Source organism: Edaphocola aurantiacus, assembly GCF_019797745.1.
Taxonomy (GTDB): Bacteria; Bacteroidota; Bacteroidia; order Chitinophagales; family Chitinophagaceae; genus Edaphocola; species Edaphocola aurantiacus.
The window spans coordinates 193,231-211,317 of record NZ_VOSI01000004.1 but is presented as its reverse complement, the minus strand read 5'-3'; the positions used below and the strand labels follow the sequence as shown (position 1 = coordinate 211,317).

The window sequence follows — 18,087 nt, the reverse complement described above, 5'->3', positions numbered from 1 at the left end:
CTTTAACAGCTCAAAAATATTTATAACTTTTTTATATAAATTGTGGGGGGGGGCCCCGGCCCCCCCCAACACTTTTTATATACAATTATGGATAAGCTATTAGTGTGCTGTCCAGCCGGCATCAACCGACAGGGCAATACCTGTTGTCACTGATGCTGCTGCGCTTTCTGTCAGGAACAATACTGATTCGGCAATCGCCTCAACAGTGATAAATTCTTTTACTGCATGCTCTTTCAGGAATACTTTTTCGATCACTTCTTCACGGGTCATGTTATGGGCTTTCATCTGGTCCGGAATCTGGTTCTCTACAATCGGGGTGAATACATAGCCCGGACATACTGCATTGGCCGTAATACCGAATTCTCCGCCTTCAAGGGCCATTGTTTTGGTAAAGCCGACGATACCGAATTTAGAAGAAACATAAGCACTCTTGAATGGTGACGCGATAAGACCGTGTGCAGAAGCGATATTGATGATACGACCGAACTTCTGTGCTTTCATAGCCGGCCATAAAGCTTTGGTCATATGAAAGGCAGCATTCAGATTGATGTCGATAATCGCATCCCATTTTGCATCAGGAAAATCCTCAACAGGAGACACGAATTGTATACCGGCATTATTGATCAGGATATCTACCACACCAAAGCGCTCCAAACTCTGAGCAGCCATGTCGCTGATCTGCGTCGGGTCGGCCATATTAGCCGGGAAGAACAGATGATCGATCCCGAATTCAGCAGCAATACCTGCAGCAATTTCCGCACCGTTTGGTTCCAGTCCGTTGAAGATAATATTATACCCTTTCTGGGCATACATTCTGGCAATAGCCATACCTATACCGCTGGTACTTCCGGTAATCAGTACGGTTCTTTTTGTTGCGCTTGACATGAGTATTATTTTTTTAAGGGTAAATTATCGATCAGTCTTATGTCACCGATAAATGCCGCAATAAGCGCAATCATGTTACGGGAAGGACTATAGTCTTCCAGTATCTCAAGGGTATCGGCATCGGCGAGTGTTACATAGTCGGGCCTAAAACCTTTATGCTCCAGCAAATCCAGGCATTCTTTCTTTACGATGTCAAATGCTTTAGTTCCGTTCTGCGCTTCTACAGATACCAGGCATTGATAGAGTAAACCCGCCAGTGCCCGCTGTCCTTCTGTAAGTCTGCGGTTACGTGAACTCATAGCCAGGCCATCCGGCTCGCGCATGGTTGGTACAAAGTGAATCATTGTATCATCCTCACGCAGGCTTAAGAGTTGCTTTACGACCATGCATTGCTGGTAATCTTTCTGCCCCATATACAGGTTATCGGCCTGTACGGCATCCAGTAAGCGGCTCATGACCTGGGCCACACCCTGGAAATGTCCCGGGCGTGCAGCGCCATCCAGCACGGTTTCTACATATCCGAGATCGTAAGACTCAAGGCTGACAATACCTTCAGGATACATTTCCGTGACCGAAGGCAGGAAAAGTATATCACAACTGGCATCCGTAAGCATGGTAATATCCTGCTCTATCGTAACGGGATAGTGTTCAAAATCTTTTGGATCATTAAACTGAGTGGGGTTGACAAATATGCTGCAAACAGTAGTATCAGCATTTTGTTTAGCGTTTTTGATCAGGCTGATATGCCCTTCATGTAAGGCGCCCATAGTGGGAATAAAGCCGATCTTTGCTTGTCCGGACCGGTAAGATTGCAGTGCTGCCTTAAGATCCGCTTTTGATTTAACTATTTTCATTCTGAAAATACGTGACTTCTGTGTAAATTATTGGTAAAAGGTACTCAGATTAGGGATAAATTCATATAATATTCGTACCTTTGCCGTCAAACCTACCATAAAAAATGGTTAAAAACAAAAAAACATGAAATTTATAACATTTTACGCTGTGCATACATACGCTATCCCATAGTGTAAGGTGATTCCGATTGGTGATTGTATGTTATAAATATTTGTAATTTAAAAAAGTGCTTGAATGTCTAAGAAAAGAGTTTTGATCATTACCAGTGAGCTTTCCCCATACCTGGAATCTTCGGATTTCGCTGAATTACTAAACAAATTATCGGTTAAGACCTTTGACTCGGGAATGGAGATCCGGGTTATTATGCCGCGCTTTGGCACAATAAATGAGCGCCGTCACCGTTTACATGAAGTAGTACGCTTATCCGGGATCAATGTTGTTGTAGATAAAGAAGATCATCCTTTACTGATTAAAGTAGCTTCTTTGCCTAACGCAAGACTGCAAGTATACTTCATGGATAACGAAGATTTCTTCAAAAGAAAATTTGTGTACCGTGATGCCGATGAACAATTCTACAATGATAATACAGAACGTATGATCTTCTTCGCGAAGAGTTCTCTGGAGATTGTAAAAAAATTCGGATGGCCTCCGGACATTATTCACTGTCATGGCTGGATGACCGCATTAGTACCGATGTTCCTGAAAACGGCTTACAAAAAAGAGCCTGTTTTCGCACAGTCTAAAACGGTATTTACAGCACAACAGAAACAATTTGAAGAAAAGTTGTCGGAGGATATGTTTAAAATGGTCCTGAATAGCGTTCCTATTAAAGACAAAGATCTGGAACCTTACGGAAATGACTATGATGGTCTCAACTACGGTGCCTGTAAATATGCAGATGTAGTGATTCATGGTCAGAGTACACTGAGCGACGATATCATCAACGATTTTAAATCGACCAAAAGCAAAAAAGTTGTACCTTACAACACTGAATGGTCAGAGGATATCAGCAGCTTATTTGAAGTGTACCAGACTTTGGCAGTAGATTAAAAGTAAAATTTAAACGTATTTATCTCTTGGTTACTAAAATCAATAAAAACATTATAAAAGCCTTGGCTGTTTGCACAGGCTTTTTTTCTTTGGCATCATGCCGGGAACACTCGGTAACACCTACTTCTGGGCTGGTACCGGAAGTGGATAACATTCATACATTCGCTATGAATACCGGTGACTTTACCATTCAGTTGCACAATCGCCTGTCCGACTCTATCATTACCAGTACTTATTATCTGACCGGCAGCACCAACGTGTCTGCGATCGGTTTAGGTACTTATGTAGATCCGTTCTTCGGTCGTACGACTGCATCTGCTTACCTGCAGGTAACTCCTTACAAGTCCGGCTTTGCTTTCCCAAGCGGTAGTATAATGGATTCTGCTGTGCTGGTATTTCCTTACCTGAGTGGTACTACAGGTGCCAAAAGCTATGGAGATACAACCAAAGCACTGCACCTGAATGTATACCGTACAACATCCAAAGTTGAGGTATCCGGTACGTATTACAGCAGCTCTGTACTACCTACAGAAGCTACTCCTATCGGATCAGGAACCATTCCGTTTACCAATTATAAGAGCAGCAGCAAAATAGCCACTGCAACAAAAGATACGCTTACAGCTCAGCTGAGACTGAAGCTGAACAATAGTTTTGCTCAGGAGATCAGAAATGCAGATACGGCTAATTTTCTTAATACTACAGCTTTCCAGGAATACCTGAAAGGCTTATACATTACCCCTGACCTTACCCAAGCCGGCGGATTGCTCAGCTACTTCCTGATACCGAGTGTAAGCTCCGGAGATCAGAAGAACCTGGCTGCTGCACGCCTGGAGTTCTATTACCATACTGCTGATACCGTTTTAATGAGCAGCTTCCCGCTGAAAACTGATGTATGTGGTTATTTTACGAATTACAATCGTAATTATACCGGATACCCTGCAGCGAATTACCTAAATAAAAATTCTGATTCTGTACTGATTCAGAGTGAGCCAGGGTTTGCTACAGAAGTTACGATTACCGGCCTGATGAATATTCCACTGGCGGTAATCAATAAAGCGGAGATGGTGTTCACTGCAGTGAACCTGGCCAGCCCGGACAATATCTTTACCCCGATCGATGTACTGACACCGGTACTAATGGAGAACGGTCAGGAAATGCCGCTATACGAGGTGGTAGATAATAACGGTAATACGAATAGCAGTGGTTCTTTATTTGTGAATCCATATGCTCAGAAAAGAACAATCGCGGGTATAGAATATACTCAGTACCGCATCAATATTCCAAGAACATTGCAGCATGCGCGCATTGAAGGAAAAAATGCAGTAACCATTCGTCTTCGCGGGTCTAAAAACTACCCTGGTATGTTCCGTGTACTGGCACCGGGTATCGGTGCGGGCGGAGAGACCAACTTTCAATTTAATCTCATTTATACTAAACAACAACAATAACTTTCATCATCTATGTGCGGAATCGTAGCATACATTGGAAAAAGACAGGCTTACCCTATTTTAATCAAAGGTCTTCAGAGATTGGAATACAGAGGCTATGACAGTGCCGGCGTCGCACTGTTAAACGGAGATCTGCATGTGTACAAAAAAGCAGGAAAGGTATCTGACCTTCAGAAATTTGCAGAAGGACAGGATGTTGAAGGAACAATCGGTATCGGACATACCCGCTGGGCGACCCACGGAGAACCGAATGACCGCAATGCACACCCTCACGTATCTAACTCCGGCAACTTTGCATTAGTACACAACGGTATTATTGAAAACTATGCTGCTTTAAAAGAGCAACTGACCAACAGTGGATATACCTTTAAATCAGATACCGATACGGAAGTGCTGGTAAACCTGATCGAAGAAATCAAGAAACAGGAAGAAGTATCACTAGAAGATGCTGTACGCATTGCCCTGAACGAAGTGGTAGGTGCTTACGCTATTGTTGTTATTGATCGCACTAACGAAGATAGCCTGATCGTAGCCCGTAAAGGCAGTCCGCTGGTATTGGGTATCGGAGACCAGGAGTTCTTTGTAGCATCTGATGCTTCTCCGATTATTGAATACACTAAAAACGTAGTATACCTGGATGACCAGGAATATGCGGTTGTAGACAGAGCAGGTAAATTCACGATTAAGACACTGGGTAATATCGAAATTACTCCGTTTATACAAAAATTACAGATGGACCTTGAGTCTATCGAGAAAGGTGGATTTGAGCATTTCATGCTGAAAGAAATCTATGAACAACCACGTGTAATCGCTGATGCTGTAAGAGGCCGTATGAGTGCTTCTGAAGGCTGGATCAAACTGGGAGGTGTAAATGAATTTGCAAACCGCATCAATAAAGCTAAAAGATTTATTGTAACAGCTTGTGGTACTTCATGGCACTCTGGTCTGATCGGTGAATACCTGATCGAAACACTGGCACGTGTACCGGTTGAGGTGGAATATGCTTCTGAATTCCGTTACCGTAACCCGATCATCAATGAAAGTGATATCATCCTTGCGATCTCTCAATCAGGAGAGACTGCAGATACACTGGCTGCGATCGAGGTTGCAAAAGAGCGTCAGGCGCTGGTTTACGGTATCTGTAATGTAATCGGTTCCTCTATCGCCCGCGTATCTCACGCCGGTTCTTATACCCATGCGGGTCCGGAAATTGGTGTGGCTTCTACCAAAGCATTTTCTACACAGGTTGTAATCCTGACTCTGATGGCTTTGCAGATCGCTCAACAGAAAGGTACTATTTCCAATTCTTACCTGCGTCAGGTATTGTATGAACTGGAAAACCTGCCTAAGAAAATTGAGAAGACACTGGAACTGGATGCACAGATCAAAGTAATAGCTGAGCAGCTGAAGGATGCACAAAACTTCCTGTATCTGGGTCGTGGCTATAACTTCCCTGTGGCACTTGAAGGCGCACTGAAACTGAAAGAAATCTCTTATATCCATGCAGAAGGTTATCCTGCCGCGGAAATGAAACATGGTCCTATCGCACTGATTGATGAGCAAATGCCGGTAGTGGTATTGGCTACGAATGAAAGTGCCTATGAGAAAATTGTTTCTAACGTACAGGAGGTTAAAGCCCGTAAAGGTATTGTTATCGCTGTAGTGAACGAAGGCGACAAACAAATCAAATCGATGGCGGATTATGTAATTGAAATCCCGCAAACGGAAGAGATCCTGACTCCATTGCTGACGGTTATACCATTGCAATTATTATCGTACCACATTGCAGTAATGCGTGGTGCCAATGTAGACCAGCCGCGTAACCTGGCGAAGTCTGTTACTGTAGAGTAATCACATTTTAATATACAAAGAGGAAGGCTCCTGCATATGTGCAGGAGCCTTCCTCTTTGTATAACTTATTGTATAATTGTTTATCGTATAATCCGGTTAAGCTTTCCGGCTTCGCATTTGGGTAATGAATCCTGGTCGTACAGGCATACATTGGTGGTAATCCCTACCCTCTTCTTTATTTCGGCCGATACTCTTTCTGCATAATCGGCTTTCAGTGCCCGGTGTTCTACGGTTTCCTTCCCTATCTTCAATTCTTCCAGCACATGATCATCCAGCTCGACATCAATATCCAAGGATACGATCATCTGCTCCTTTACAACAGGCTTCAGGTAGTAATTGGGCAGTAAGCCGCTGATATGTCCGAAGGCTTCTTCGATCTGGCTGGGATATACATTTACACCGCGCACAATCAGCATATCATCTGTACGGCCGGCAATGGGGGCCATTTTGACCATATTTATCTTTGAGTCATCATCATAATACAGACGGGTGATATCGTTGGTCCAGTAGCGCAGCAAGGGCATCCCTTCTTTGGTCAGTGTGGTGATGACCAGTACCCCTTCTTCGCCTGGTGGTACCGGCTCTTTGGTAACCGGATCGAGGATCTCGGGATAGAAATGATCTTCCCAGATATAACTGCCTCCTTTTTCCTCAAAATCTTCCATAGCAACCCCTGGCCCAATAATTTCGCTTAAGCCGTAAATATTGGTCGCTATGACGCCTAAACGCGATTCTACATGTTGTCGCACCATCTCAGTCCAGGGTTCAGATCCCAATACGGCATATTGCAGGCTGATCTCCTGAGGCGTAATACCTCTGCGGGCAAATTCATCGGCTATCGTTAAGGCATAAGATGGAGAGCAGCAGATTACCTCCGGCTTGAAGTCTATGATCAGGTCGACCTGCTTGGTGGTCATACCACCGGATATAGGTAAAACAGTCATGCCCAGCTTTTCGGCACCATAGTGCAAGCCCAGCCCCCCGGTGAAAATGCCGTAACCATATGCATTATGTAAAAGCATGCCCGGTCTGGCCCCGGCTGCCTTAAGGGAGCGCGCCACGACTTCGGTAAACAGATCCAGATCTGCCCGGGTATAACCCACAACTGTAGGCTTACCGGTGGTGCCACTGGAACAATGTATGCGGGTAAGTTCAGAACGGGGCACGGTAAGTAAACCGAAGGGATAGTTATCTCTTAAGTCCTGCTTATATGTAATAGGTAATTTGTGGATATCTTCAATACTCCTGATATCCGCAGTAGTAATGCCGGCTTCCAGCATTCTGTTTCTGTAAAAAGGGGACTTTTCCTCCAGGCGGGACAGCAGCTTAAGTAAGCGCTCTGACTGTAAGGCACGCAGCTCCGAAAGAGACAAAGTCTCTATCTCTGTATTCATTTTTAAATCTGTTTGAGTTGTTCTACTAAGCTACAAATGATTGAATGAATAAGCAAGAAAAAGCCTGTATGTGCTGTTAAAATAATGCTATAACTACGCTGTAACCGGCAGCAGCTCAAACACGGACCAGAAGGCTCTGCAGGAGTTGACCACAATAACCGGCATATTCATTTGCTGCAGGTATTTTATGCCCAGGATCAGCGCCATTGAGGAACCGGTAGGATTATATCCGATCACTTCATGTACATCCACTTGTTCAGGAGTATGTTCTAGCGTGATTGCCTCTGAATAGTTCTTCACTAATAAGAAGGGCTGATGGGCATACTGCTGTATAATAGCCTGTACCTTTTCAGCAGCAACAGATTTATTATTGGTCTTAAATTGTGTATATGCTTTTAATGCTGCAATTGATTTATCCGGTGTGTTACCCGCTACCATAAACGAGGCACCCTCTCCTACCTGGATATCTTTGCGCAGGCCTTTCAAAAGCCACTCCAGTGTATCATTTTTCTCGTCAACGCCACCAATCACTATCTTCTGTTGCGGATACTGTAAAAGCTTTAATTCTGCATCCAGTAAAGCGCTCTCGAAAGATTGTGCTTTATGTACGAAGGTCATGTTATGTACATTACACTGAATCGATAAGGCTATCGCTCCGGCAATGGTATTGTGTGTGCTTTGAATAAAGGCCGTCGGGTTCAGCATCGACTCATTCTGACGCACCATATTGCCCAGGAATGATTCTGAATCCTTAAGCATACCATATGCAGTACCTACCGTAATCGCAGAAAGATCTGCAGCGGTAACACCTGCATCATTGATCGCTGACTTGGCAGCAGTCAGCCCCATGCGCAGTCCTTTACTCATACGGCGCAGTTGCATCGGCGGGATCCATTGTGCATAAGCAGGTTCCTGAGCGTCAAGGCTTGGAGGACAGTTATCCAGATCAGGAAGCGGGCTATGGGTATCAATCATGCCCAAGGCATTGATACTGCATATACTGTGTATATACATCATAAGGTCATAAATCTTTGAAAAACACCTGCAATACGCAGGTATGGCCAGCAAATATAAGTAAAGATTTCAGCTTATTCTACTACCTCACCCAATTGTTCCAGGGCCTTTTGCGCAGCAGTCTGTCCGGCTTGTTTTTTGTTGTAGCCGGTCGCTTTAATAAAGAGTTCGCCGTCAATTTCGATTCCTACGGTAAATACCCTTCTTCCGGCTTCATTGGACTCGCCGAGGGTAATAAAATCGACTACTTTATTGTTGACCTGTGCCCAGTTATACAACTTGTTTTTAAAGTTGAAATCAGTGGCTTCAAGATCGTCAATATCGACGTAATTGTAGAGTAAGTTTTTGAGAATGAATTGCTCCGTTTTATCGAAACCCCGATCGAGGTATATGGCACCTACAAGGGCCTCCAGAGAGTTTCCGAATATATTGCTCCGGCGCAGCATTTTATCGTGCTTATTGAAGCGGATCAGCTTTTGTATACCCATCTTCAGTGCAATCTCATTAAGAGACTGACGGCTAACAATTTTTGAACGCATTTCGGTAAGGAAGCCTTCGTCCTTGTTAGGGTATTTTTTAAACAGATAAGCGCCTACAATACTGCCGATAAAAGCATCTCCAAGAAATTCCAGCCTTTCGTTATTGGCTTCCAGCTGCTCATTGGATGAGCGGTGTGTGAAGGCAATGATGTAAAAGGGCAAATGTTTAGGAGCAAAGCCCAGAAGATTTTTCAGTGCTTTTTTCAACTCTTTGTCATCACTTGACGAGTTCCTGAAAATATGCGTTCCTATGGCCAATAGTAAAGGGTTCTATTCTTCGAATTTTTTGAACACTACAGATGCATTATGCCCGCCGAAACCGAATGTATTACTTACCGCAGCACGGATCTCTCTTTTCTGAGCCTTGTTCAGGGTAAGATTAATGTTCGGATCGATAGCAGGGTCTGCAGTCGAGTGATTGATGGTTGGAGGTACAACGCCATTTACCATAGCCAGAATCGTTGCTACTGCCTCAATCGCGCCGGCAGCACCTAACAGGTGACCCGTCATAGATTTGGTAGAGCTGATATTCAGCTTATAGGTATGCTCACCGAATACTTTTTTGATTGCGGTCAGCTCAGCGATGTCTCCTAATGGAGTTGAAGTTCCGTGTACATTGATGTAATCGATGTCTTCCGGTTTCAGGTTTGCGTCATTCAGCACTTCATTCATTACATTGATTACGCCTAATCCTTCCGGATGAGGTGCAGTCAGGTGGTAAGCATCGGCAGACATACCGCCTCCTACCATTTCACAAATGATGTTGGCTCCTCTTGCTTTGGCATGTTCCAGCTCTTCAAGAATGATACCTGCACCACCTTCGCCCAGTACAAAACCATCACGGTTCAGATCAAATGGACGGCTGGCTGTTTTAGGATCATCATTTCTTTCAGAAAGGGCTTTCATTGCATTGAACCCTCCGATGCCGGATTGGGTTACCACAGCTTCAGAACCACCTACTACAAATGCATTAGCCTTACCTAAACGGATATAGTTAAACGCGTCGATAAGTGCATTGGTAGAAGAAGCGCAGGCACTAACAGTAGCATAGTTAGGTCCGCGGAAACCATACTTCATAGAGATATGCCCGGCGGCAATATCCAGAATCAGTTTGGGAATAAAGAAAGGATTGAAACGGGGAGTTCCGTCTCCTGAATTAAAATTGGTCATCTCTTCGATAAAGGTGATCATACCACCGATACCGGATGTCCAGATAACGCCTACTCTGTCTTTGTTAATTGTGTCTGCATCCAGGCCTGCATCTTTAACCGCCTGCTCTGCCGCTACCATAGCGATCTGAGAGAAACGGTCCAGTTTGCGGGCTTCCTTACGATCCATGAATTGCTCAGGATTAAAGTCTTTCAGTTCGCAGGCAAATTTAGTTTTGAATTTTTCGGCATCAAACTGTTTAATGAAATCAGCGCCCGATACTCCATTAACCAATGCGTTCCAGTATTCGGTTACATTATTGCCAATTGGGGTCAGGGCGCCGAGGCCCGTTACTACTACTCGTTTTAACGGATAATTCATTAAATGTGTTTTTGTCTAAAAATAATTAAACTCTGGTTTCGCTTTTTTGTGTGAAGCTTACTTTGCGTGCTCTTCCAGGTAAGAGATAGCCTGACCTACTGAAGTGATGTTCTCAGCTTGATCATCCGGAATAGAGATATTAAACTCTTTTTCAAACTCCATCATTAACTCTACTGTATCCAGAGAATCCGCACCTAAGTCGTTAGTAAAACTAGCTTCTGGTGTAACTTCTGATTCGTCAACGCCTAATTTGTCAACGATGATTTTTTTTACGCGGTTTGCAACTTCTGACATGTTAGTTGAAATTTTAAGATTTTGTGCAAAAATACTTTTTTATTTAAAATTACCAATTTTCGTTTCAACTTTTTTAAACCTTTTTATTTTAGGGATACCAGTTGTTTATGCTGTTATTCCGCTGCTTTTAGCCTTTTTTATCCCTTATAGTAAAGGTATGTTAAAGCCTGAAAAGGTATGCTCATGCCGCAGGAAAGCATCGCCGGAAGCAAGAACACTAAAGTTAAGAACAATTAAGCTTACATATTCTTTTTCCACCATATTTAATAGTAACTTCGACCTATATTTCACCTACTAAACATTATTATCATGCGTCTCAGACTATTCACCCTGCTCGCTATGCTCTTCCTGGGTACCGGTACCCTATCGGCTCAGAAGAGCAAGATTACGACTCCCCTCGAGCTCAACAATTATTATGCCGATGTAACAGACTCTCTCTATACAATGGGACAGACCTGGGGCAAACTCTTCAACAAATCATATACCGCAAAAGACTTTGCACCGCTGGTCAGCCAACATAAAGCCATGATTGCTTTTGTGGAGCGTAAACAGAGGGAAGTGATGGCACAAAAGGATTTCGCAGGATCGGAAAGCCTGCGCCTGGCCATGCTGGACTTTCTCTCTTATGAAAAACGCCTGATGACCGAGGGCTTCATCCCTTTTGAAAAGCTGAAGGCCAATGCTACGGAAGAACAGATCAAGACCTGTATTTCCAAGCTGGAGGAACTTGCCAAATCGGAAAGTGAAGAACTGGGTAAGGTACAGAATGCACAAATGGAATTTGCCGAAAAGAACGGCTTTACGATTGAAGAATAATAAACTTATCTATAAAAAGAGAAAGGATCGCGTAATGCGATCCTTTCTCTTTTTATGATATATCAGTTCAATTAACCGATCTCACCACACATACTTGCCGGAACAACCCACTCATCGAATTGTGCCTCAGTCATATGTTCAAAATCCAGGTCTTTCAGTTTATATTCAATTGCAGCCTGCTTCAGGGTAATGCCACGTTTGTGTGCATCCTGTGCGATACCAGCAGCGTTGTAATAACCGATTTTGGTATTTAATGCGGTAACCAGCATCAGGGAGTTGTTTACGTGCGCATCGATGTTTTTCTGAATCGGCTCGATACCCTGAGCACATTTCACATCAAAGCTTACACATCCTTCTCCGATCAGTCTTGCAGAGTGCAGGAAGTTAAAGATCATCATCGGCTTGAATACATTCAGCTCGAAATGACCATTAGAGCCACCTACGTTGATCGCTACATCATTACCCATTACCTGTGCTGCAATCATGGTCAGGGCCTCACACTGAGTAGGATTTACCTTACCCGGCATGATAGAAGAACCTGGCTCATTGTCCGGGATATGCAGCTCTCCGATACCCGCACGCGGACCGGAACTCAGCAGACGTACATCATTTGCGATCTTCATCAGACTTACCGCAACTGTTTTTAAGGCACCATGTGCAAATACTACTGCATCATGTGCGGCCAGACTTTCAAATTTGTTAGGAGCAGTTACAAATGGCAGGCCGGTTAAGTCTGCGATTTTCTTCGCTACAGCAACATCATATCCTTTAGGAGCGTTTAAGCCAGTACCTACTGCAGTACCACCCAGAGCCAGTTCGCTCAGGTGCGGAAGGGTGCTTTCGATCGCCAGGATACCGTAGTTCAGCTGTGCTACATAACCACTGATTTCCTGACCCAGGGTCAGCGGAGTTGCATCCATCAGGTGGGTACGACCGATTTTAACCACATGCATATAAGCTTTCGCTTTTGCATCCAGGGTATCTCTCAGTTGTTTGATACCTGGGATAGTGGTTTCTACCAGCATTTTGTATGCAGCGATGTGCATTGCGGTAGGGAAAGTATCGTTAGAAGATTGTGATTTGTTTACATCATCGTTCGGATGCAGTGCTTTTTCTTTATCGGTCAGCTGACCACCTTGCAGTACGTGTCCGCGATAAGCTACTACTTCGTTTACGTTCATATTAGATTGGGTGCCGGAACCGGTTTGCCAAACTACCAGGGGAAATTCATTATCTAATTTTCCTTCCAGGATTTCGTCACATACGGTGCCGATCAGTTGAGACTTTTCAGCAGGCAGTACACCCAGGTCAGTGTTAGTCAACGCGGCAGCTTTTTTCAGATATGCAAATGCCTTGATGATCTCTTTCGGCATTTTATTAATATCCTGAGCAATTTTAAAATTGTCTACCGAACGTTGGGTTTGCGCTCCGTAATATGCACTAACAGGGACTTGTACTTCCCCCATAGTGTCTTTTTCAATACGAAATTCCATTGTTTGAAAATTTTAATCTTTGAGAATGAACATAAATTGTAAAGTGGTCTCACCAAGAATCGAACTTGGATCTAAAGTTTAGGAAACTTCTATTCTATCCATTGAACTATGAGACCGTCCTGACTTCAATATTTCAGGAATTGCGCTGCGAATTTAAAAACTTTTATCTGAATTGCAGCGTCTCAATTAAATGTTCTATATCCTTTTTCAGGAAAGTGGCCGCCGGTGCTATAGAATCGGCATTCGGCGCACTGTTAAAATAGAGAGAACCGCGGATAAAATGTTTGGTTTTATCTGTAACGTAGAACTGGTATACTGATGCTGCATTGCCGCCAACAGTATAAAATACACCTTCCATACCGCTTTTGGTGGTAAAGGCAGGGGCATCAATAAAGTCGGCCTTTTTATTATGGGCATTGGTCAGTTTGTAACTCTCTCTTACAAGGTCGTTCAGATCTGCTCCCGGTGCAATCGCTTTATAGCTCAGGTATATCATTGCATTGATGCCTGGAAAGTTTACATTGATCCAGTAGGGCTGATGCTCTTCTTTGATCAGGTTTAAATCCTGTACTACTTTTCCGTACACAGGGTATTCGAACCGGAAAGGGAAACCAGCGCTGTCGAAGGTTTTATAGGCATGTGTTTCCGGCAGGTCTATCTTGAAATATCCTCTGGGCTTGGGCATAGAAGGCTCCGGCTTGCAGGAGGTTACAAATATAAAGGAACTCACTACCAGGGTAATTACTGCGTAAATATGCTTCATCTATTGTGCTTGCTTTTTAACTTTATCAAGGGTTTCTTTAATGTCTTTGTTTTTGCGGCGTATATCTTTCAACTCCTCGTCTTCGGTACGGTCTACCGGCTCTACAGAGGTCCGTTCCGGACGATCTATCTGAGGGGTTGCTACGGGCGTTGTAGCTTCTGGCTGCAGGATAGTGTCAGTACCGGCAACAGCAGTGCTATCCTCCGCCAGAGGAGCGACTTTGGGCATATCTGTCCCTTTGTATTTATTCGCCTTATCCAGCACCTTACGGTATACACTGTCCATAACTGTAGGATGCGCATAATACCAGTCCAGGGCGGTCTGCAATTTATCCAGCGACAAATTATGGTGCTTCAGGACCATGGCATAATAATAGGCCAGCGTGTCCGTGTTTTTTTCTGAACCATGTGGTATGGTATCTGCAAATTTACCAATGCTGTAATCCTCCGCAACCTGCAGGTCGAAGAGGATATTGCCCATTTCAGTTACGGGAATAGGAGGCTCCTGTTCTCTGTCGCAGGAGGTAAGTGTCAGGGAATAAACGACTATACTTAAAATAATGCCTAACCATATCCGGAATCGGCTCAATTGTACACATTTCATTACTGGGCTATCGGGCATCATTATATTTTGCAGCATTTGTAATATCTAATGCTGCCAGCTTAGGGGCATACTTTTTACGCTCTACTTCAGTCATTGCTTTCAGCATACCTATGTATTCTGTACTTTTGGCATTGAAGAAGAACTGGAGTAAAACAGAAGAAGGGTTTTGCTGGTTAAGGGTCACCAGACTTTCCAGACCATCCATGATCACTCTGCGGCTTTCTTCCGGTTTTTCCCACATCATATCCATCCCAAAGCGATGGTATGCATACAGGTAAGGACGAAACGCTTCAAAGCGCGGGTTCATGATCTGATCTATAAGCCAGTAGCGGTTCTTATTACTGCCTTCACTTGATTTCCATCCGACAATAGTCTTTCCCTCTTCCGGGGCATTCAGTACAATATACTGTGCCTTCTTGAAAAATTCTGTACCACCACCCTGCTGAAATGAATCATAGGTAAAGCCAAGTATAATATTGATATAATAAGCAATTGTTGCGGTAAGGTTAGCAGCAACCGGATCGCTGCCGGCAACACGCTGCTCATCGAACAGCACTACTTGTCCCTGCTCATATTTAAAAGAAAGATCCCGGTCCTGGAAATTGACCAGCGGAGAGGTATATGTTGAGTTGAATACCGGGCGGGATGCCTGTACCGTAAGCGTTCCGCTGAATATACTCCCGCTTTTCTTGGTCAGGTTCAACAGAAAACTGGCTTCTATTTTCTCAATATTCTTATAGGTGTCATTGGTCCATTTGGTATTATTCAGCAATTGGTTCAGGGAGTTCTCCAGGTTTTCCATCAACTTGGGATCTACCCCTTGCAGGCGCTCATAACGCACCGTTACCTTGCCGTTAAACTCCTGGGCAAGGACTGCTGTATTCACCAACAGCATGCAAACAATAACAACGATAAAGCGTCTGATCATGATCTGGAAATATAATTAATAATCTCCCGGGCTACATCGGCCTTGGACTGCAAAGGTAGCTCATATGGAGGTTTGTTTGTACTGATGATGGTCACCTTATTGGTATCTGTACCAAAGCCCGCACCTTTATCATTCAGGGAGTTCAGTACAATAAAATCGGCATTCTTCTTTACCAGCTTGGCCTGGGCATGCTCCAGCTCATTATTGGTTTCTAAAGCAAAGCCGACAATGACTTGTTTTGTCTTTTTCTGCCCCAGGGTAGCGAGGATATCCGGATTCTTGACCAGCTCTAAGGTCATATGATCCAAGTCTTCTTTCTTTTTAATCTTTTCTTTTGCCTGTTCTGCGGGTCTGAAATCGGCTACTGCCGCACTCATAATTACCAGGTCCATCTCTTCAAAAACGGCTTCGCATTGGGCGTACATCTCCTGTGCACTTTCTACCTTAACGACCGTAATTCCCGGCATCGATACCGTCTCTTTGGTCGGCCCCAGGACAAGGGTTACTGCTACGCCCTGCTGAGCCAGGTTCTGTGCCAGGGCAATACCCATTTTGCCCGAAGAATAATTACCTATAAAACGCACCGGGTCCAGTTTTTCGTATGTTGGTCCGGCCGTGATCAATGCCTTCTTATAAATGGATAAAGCCTGTTTTTCAGCCTTTTGCGCCAGGAAACCGGCCACAAATTGTACAATGCGTTCCGGGTCGGCCATACGTCCTGCACCAATGATGCCACTGGCCAGCTCTCCGTGTTCCGGCTCAATGATCGTATTACCGTATGACTGTATTTTCTGTACATTGGCCTGGGTAGAAGGATGTATCCACATATCCTCATCCATCGCCGGTGCGACCAGCACCGGACAGGTAGCGGAAAGGTATACTGCCTGTACAATATTATCGCAAAGACCATGTGCCATTTTAGCCAGGCTATTGGCACTACATGGAGCCACCAGCATAACATCGGCCCAGCGACCCAGATGCACATGATTATGCCACTGATCATTATCACTCACACTACTATATACACTATTCTTAGACACGGTAGACAGGGACAAGGGACTTACGAAGTCCGCCGCAGCACGGGTCATTAATACCTGCACCTCTGCACCCTGCTTTACCAGCTGGCGTACCAGTTCCGGTGTTTTATAAGCAGCAATGCTGCCGGTTACCGCAAGAATAATTTTCTTATTGGTCAACATAAATCTTAAATAGATTGTCTTGATTTCAGTTCTAAATAATTATTGACTACATCTACAGTCAACTTTTCCGGTGTTGTCAATACTGCTATAATACCATAGCGGCGCAGTTCTTTGACCATTTGCTTTTTTTCATAGTCAAAGCGATCTACTATTGTCCGGGTATAAATACCTTCTGTGGTATCGGGTTGTGCATCTTTCAGTTCTTTGATCGTCGTATTTTCAAAAAACACCACACAAAGCAAATGTCTCTTGGCCAGTCCCCTCAGGAAAGGCATCTGCCGCTCCAGTGAAGTCAACGATTCAAAATTGGTATACAGCATCAGGAAGGATCTCTGGCTGAGCTTATGACGGGTTACGGTAACCAGTCTTTCAAAGTCGGCATCCAGAAAGTCGGTATGCTGATGGTATAAGGTTTCCAGGATTTTATTCATCTGTCCCGGACTAGCCTCTGCCGGAATAATATCCTGTACTGCAGAGGAAAAGGTAATCAAGCCCACTTTATCATGACGATGCAGCGCAACGTTCATAAAAGTGAGTGCGGATTTAATGGAGTGATCCATTAAGGTCATTCCCTCAAAAGGCATTTTCATAGAACGGCCTTTATCAATCACACAATAGATCATCTGCGCCCTTACATCGGTAAAGGTATTGACCATCATATTGTTCTTACGGGCAGTGGCTTTCCAGTTGATGGTACGGATATCATCTCCGTTTACATATTCCTTGATCTGTTCAAATTCAAGACTATGGCCCAGGCGGCGGATCTTTTTGGTACCGGCCATCTGATTGCGATCGCTGGTGGCCATAAGCTGGTAGTTTTTAAGATAGCGGGTGGTAGGATATACTTTTACCTCTGCAGGCTCGTCCATCACAATCCTTCTCTTCAACAGCCCTAAAGGGCTGGTCACAAAAGCAATGATATGTTCAAAACGGTACAGCCCGCGACTGAGGGGTTTCAATTCATATGAGATAAGGTCTTCCTGTCCTGCGCTCAGCTGCTTATACAATACGAAATCGCGTATCTGAAACTGTACAGGCACTTCGTCTATACATTCAACCTTAATGGTATACCCAAACCGGTTTTTCAATTGCAGTCTTACGGGATTATCTTCGGCCAGGTGCCAGCGATCCGGCACAATGCGATGCATCTCAAGCGTTCTGTTGCCTCCAAACAACAGTAGGATATCAATTATGGTGAGTGCTGCAAAAGTGAATAGTAAGATTATGGCTGCATACCAGAGTACGGGCATAAAGAAAGCAGCAAAAAACAGTACGGCATTTATGGCCAGTACTATAAACCAACGATAGTGTATAAAAACATTTTTCATGGATACCTTCTAAACTGTACAGCAATTTGCCGATCAGAAGTTCAAAAATAATAAATAAAAGCGAGGCTACCGGAATAAAGATAGCCTCGCTTTTTCT

The 18,087-nt window shown here is 44.1% G+C and carries 17 protein-coding genes and 1 tRNA gene; 4 read left to right on the top strand and 14 right to left on the bottom strand.

What is annotated here, in order from left to right; all coding sequences use genetic code 11:
* Positions 1–99 precede the first annotated feature (99 nt).
* Together FTD44_RS12830 and panC are read right to left on the bottom strand one after the other, a co-directional pair.
* Positions 100–885 carry a 3-hydroxybutyrate dehydrogenase gene (locus FTD44_RS12830; RefSeq protein ID WP_222166818.1) on the bottom strand — a complete coding sequence of 262 codons (786 nt, stop codon included), beginning with the start codon at positions 883–885 and terminating at the stop codon, positions 100–102.
* Between the two features lie 5 nt (positions 886–890).
* Positions 891–1,739, bottom strand: coding sequence for a pantoate--beta-alanine ligase (gene panC / locus FTD44_RS12825; RefSeq protein ID WP_222166817.1), 849 nt, complete (start codon positions 1,737–1,739; stop codon positions 891–893).
* A 235-nt stretch (positions 1,740–1,974) separates the two neighbouring features.
* Between panC and FTD44_RS12820 the strand changes: the two genes are divergently transcribed.
* From FTD44_RS12820 to glmS, 3 genes are read left to right on the top strand one after another with little or no spacing between them, the layout of a single operon-like run.
* Complete coding sequence (locus FTD44_RS12820; RefSeq protein WP_222166816.1) at positions 1,975–2,790, top strand: glycogen/starch synthase; 816 nt, start codon at positions 1,975–1,977, stop codon at positions 2,788–2,790.
* A 26-nt stretch (positions 2,791–2,816) separates the two neighbouring features.
* Positions 2,817–4,238 (top strand): DUF4270 family protein, encoded by a 1,422-nt coding sequence (locus tag FTD44_RS12815; protein ID WP_394369741.1) that lies wholly within the window; start codon positions 2,817–2,819, stop codon positions 4,236–4,238.
* Positions 4,239–4,250: 12 nt separating this feature from the next.
* Positions 4,251–6,089, top strand: coding sequence for a glutamine--fructose-6-phosphate transaminase (isomerizing) (gene glmS, locus FTD44_RS12810; protein ID WP_222166814.1), 1,839 nt, complete (start codon positions 4,251–4,253; stop codon positions 6,087–6,089).
* An 80-nt stretch (positions 6,090–6,169) separates the two neighbouring features.
* On the opposite strand, the gene FTD44_RS12805 is transcribed toward glmS, so the two are convergent.
* The 5 genes from FTD44_RS12805 to FTD44_RS12785 form a co-directional block, all read right to left on the bottom strand.
* Positions 6,170–7,483, bottom strand: a complete 1,314-nt coding sequence (locus FTD44_RS12805; RefSeq protein ID WP_222166813.1) for a phenylacetate--CoA ligase family protein — start codon at positions 7,481–7,483, stop codon at positions 6,170–6,172.
* A gap of 93 nt (positions 7,484–7,576) precedes the next feature.
* Positions 7,577–8,500, bottom strand: a complete 924-nt coding sequence (locus FTD44_RS12800) for a beta-ketoacyl synthase chain length factor (protein ID WP_222166812.1) — start codon at positions 8,498–8,500, stop codon at positions 7,577–7,579.
* Positions 8,501–8,571: 71 nt separating this feature from the next.
* Positions 8,572–9,294 carry a ribonuclease III gene (rnc, locus tag FTD44_RS12795; protein WP_246625434.1) on the bottom strand — a complete coding sequence of 241 codons (723 nt, stop codon included), beginning with the start codon at positions 9,292–9,294 and terminating at the stop codon, positions 8,572–8,574.
* A gap of 12 nt (positions 9,295–9,306) precedes the next feature.
* Positions 9,307–10,566 (bottom strand): beta-ketoacyl-ACP synthase II, encoded by a 1,260-nt coding sequence (gene fabF / locus FTD44_RS12790; protein WP_222166811.1) that lies wholly within the window; start codon positions 10,564–10,566, stop codon positions 9,307–9,309.
* A 57-nt stretch (positions 10,567–10,623) separates the two neighbouring features.
* Positions 10,624–10,860: an acyl carrier protein gene (locus FTD44_RS12785; protein WP_124635397.1), complete on the bottom strand. Its 237-nt coding sequence runs from the start codon at positions 10,858–10,860 to the stop codon at positions 10,624–10,626.
* A 309-nt stretch (positions 10,861–11,169) separates the two neighbouring features.
* Here FTD44_RS12785 and FTD44_RS12780 point away from each other — a divergent pair, with 309 nt between their 5' ends.
* Positions 11,170–11,676: a hypothetical protein gene (locus FTD44_RS12780; RefSeq protein WP_222166810.1), complete on the top strand. Its 507-nt coding sequence runs from the start codon at positions 11,170–11,172 to the stop codon at positions 11,674–11,676.
* 71 nt (positions 11,677–11,747) lie between these two features.
* On the opposite strand, the gene fumC is transcribed toward FTD44_RS12780, so the two are convergent.
* The 7 genes from fumC to FTD44_RS12745 form a co-directional block, all read right to left on the bottom strand.
* Positions 11,748–13,169, bottom strand: coding sequence for a class II fumarate hydratase (gene fumC, locus FTD44_RS12775; protein WP_222166809.1), 1,422 nt, complete (start codon positions 13,167–13,169; stop codon positions 11,748–11,750).
* Between the two features lie 44 nt (positions 13,170–13,213).
* Positions 13,214–13,285: transfer RNA gene (locus FTD44_RS12770), tRNA-Arg, on the bottom strand.
* Positions 13,286–13,332: 47 nt separating this feature from the next.
* A complete protein-coding gene (gene gldD / locus FTD44_RS12765; RefSeq protein ID WP_222166808.1) occupies positions 13,333–13,932 on the bottom strand; it encodes a gliding motility lipoprotein GldD in 600 nt (199 codons plus the stop codon).
* Complete coding sequence (locus FTD44_RS12760) at positions 13,933–14,535, bottom strand: DUF4296 domain-containing protein (protein WP_222166807.1); 603 nt, start codon at positions 14,533–14,535, stop codon at positions 13,933–13,935. It lies immediately after the preceding gene.
* Between the two features lie 7 nt (positions 14,536–14,542).
* Positions 14,543–15,463: a type IX secretion system protein PorD gene (gene porD, locus FTD44_RS12755; protein ID WP_222166806.1), complete on the bottom strand. Its 921-nt coding sequence runs from the start codon at positions 15,461–15,463 to the stop codon at positions 14,543–14,545.
* Entirely contained in the window at positions 15,460–16,662 is a 1,203-nt protein-coding gene (gene coaBC, locus FTD44_RS12750) for a bifunctional phosphopantothenoylcysteine decarboxylase/phosphopantothenate--cysteine ligase CoaBC (protein ID WP_222166805.1), read from the bottom strand. Before coaBC ends, porD begins: the two co-directional genes overlap by 4 nt.
* A 5-nt stretch (positions 16,663–16,667) precedes the next feature.
* Positions 16,668–17,990, bottom strand: coding sequence for a DUF58 domain-containing protein (locus tag FTD44_RS12745; protein WP_222166804.1), 1,323 nt, complete (start codon positions 17,988–17,990; stop codon positions 16,668–16,670).
* Between the last annotated feature and the right edge of the window lie 97 nt (positions 17,991–18,087).

Excerpts from the sequence above, each read along its gene's own strand:
- fumC (WP_222166809.1), bottom strand. The coding sequence starts at position 13,169 with ATGGAATTTCGTATTGAAAAAGACACTATGGGGGAAGTACAAGTCCCT.
- FTD44_RS12805 (WP_222166813.1), bottom strand. The coding sequence starts at position 7,483 with ATGAATACAGAGATAGAGACTTTGTCTCTTTCGGAGCTGCGTGCCTTA.
- porD (WP_222166806.1), bottom strand. The coding sequence starts at position 15,463 with ATGATCAGACGCTTTATCGTTGTTATTGTTTGCATGCTGTTGGTGAAT.
- glmS (WP_222166814.1), top strand. The coding sequence starts at position 4,251 with ATGTGCGGAATCGTAGCATACATTGGAAAAAGACAGGCTTACCCTATT.
- fabF (WP_222166811.1), bottom strand. The coding sequence starts at position 10,566 with ATGAATTATCCGTTAAAACGAGTAGTAGTAACGGGCCTCGGCGCCCTG.
- FTD44_RS12745 (WP_222166804.1), bottom strand. The coding sequence starts at position 17,990 with ATGAAAAATGTTTTTATACACTATCGTTGGTTTATAGTACTGGCCATA.
- FTD44_RS12760 (WP_222166807.1), bottom strand. The coding sequence starts at position 14,535 with ATGAAATGTGTACAATTGAGCCGATTCCGGATATGGTTAGGCATTATT.
- FTD44_RS12785 (WP_124635397.1), bottom strand. The coding sequence starts at position 10,860 with ATGTCAGAAGTTGCAAACCGCGTAAAAAAAATCATCGTTGACAAATTA.
- panC (WP_222166817.1), bottom strand. The coding sequence starts at position 1,739 with ATGAAAATAGTTAAATCAAAAGCGGATCTTAAGGCAGCACTGCAATCT.
- gldD (WP_222166808.1), bottom strand. The coding sequence starts at position 13,932 with ATGAAGCATATTTACGCAGTAATTACCCTGGTAGTGAGTTCCTTTATA.
- FTD44_RS12830 (WP_222166818.1), bottom strand. The coding sequence starts at position 885 with ATGTCAAGCGCAACAAAAAGAACCGTACTGATTACCGGAAGTACCAGC.
- FTD44_RS12820 (WP_222166816.1), top strand. The coding sequence starts at position 1,975 with ATGTCTAAGAAAAGAGTTTTGATCATTACCAGTGAGCTTTCCCCATAC.
- coaBC (WP_222166805.1), bottom strand. The coding sequence starts at position 16,662 with ATGTTGACCAATAAGAAAATTATTCTTGCGGTAACCGGCAGCATTGCT.
- FTD44_RS12780 (WP_222166810.1), top strand. The coding sequence starts at position 11,170 with ATGCGTCTCAGACTATTCACCCTGCTCGCTATGCTCTTCCTGGGTACC.
- FTD44_RS12800 (WP_222166812.1), bottom strand. The coding sequence starts at position 8,500 with ATGATGTATATACACAGTATATGCAGTATCAATGCCTTGGGCATGATT.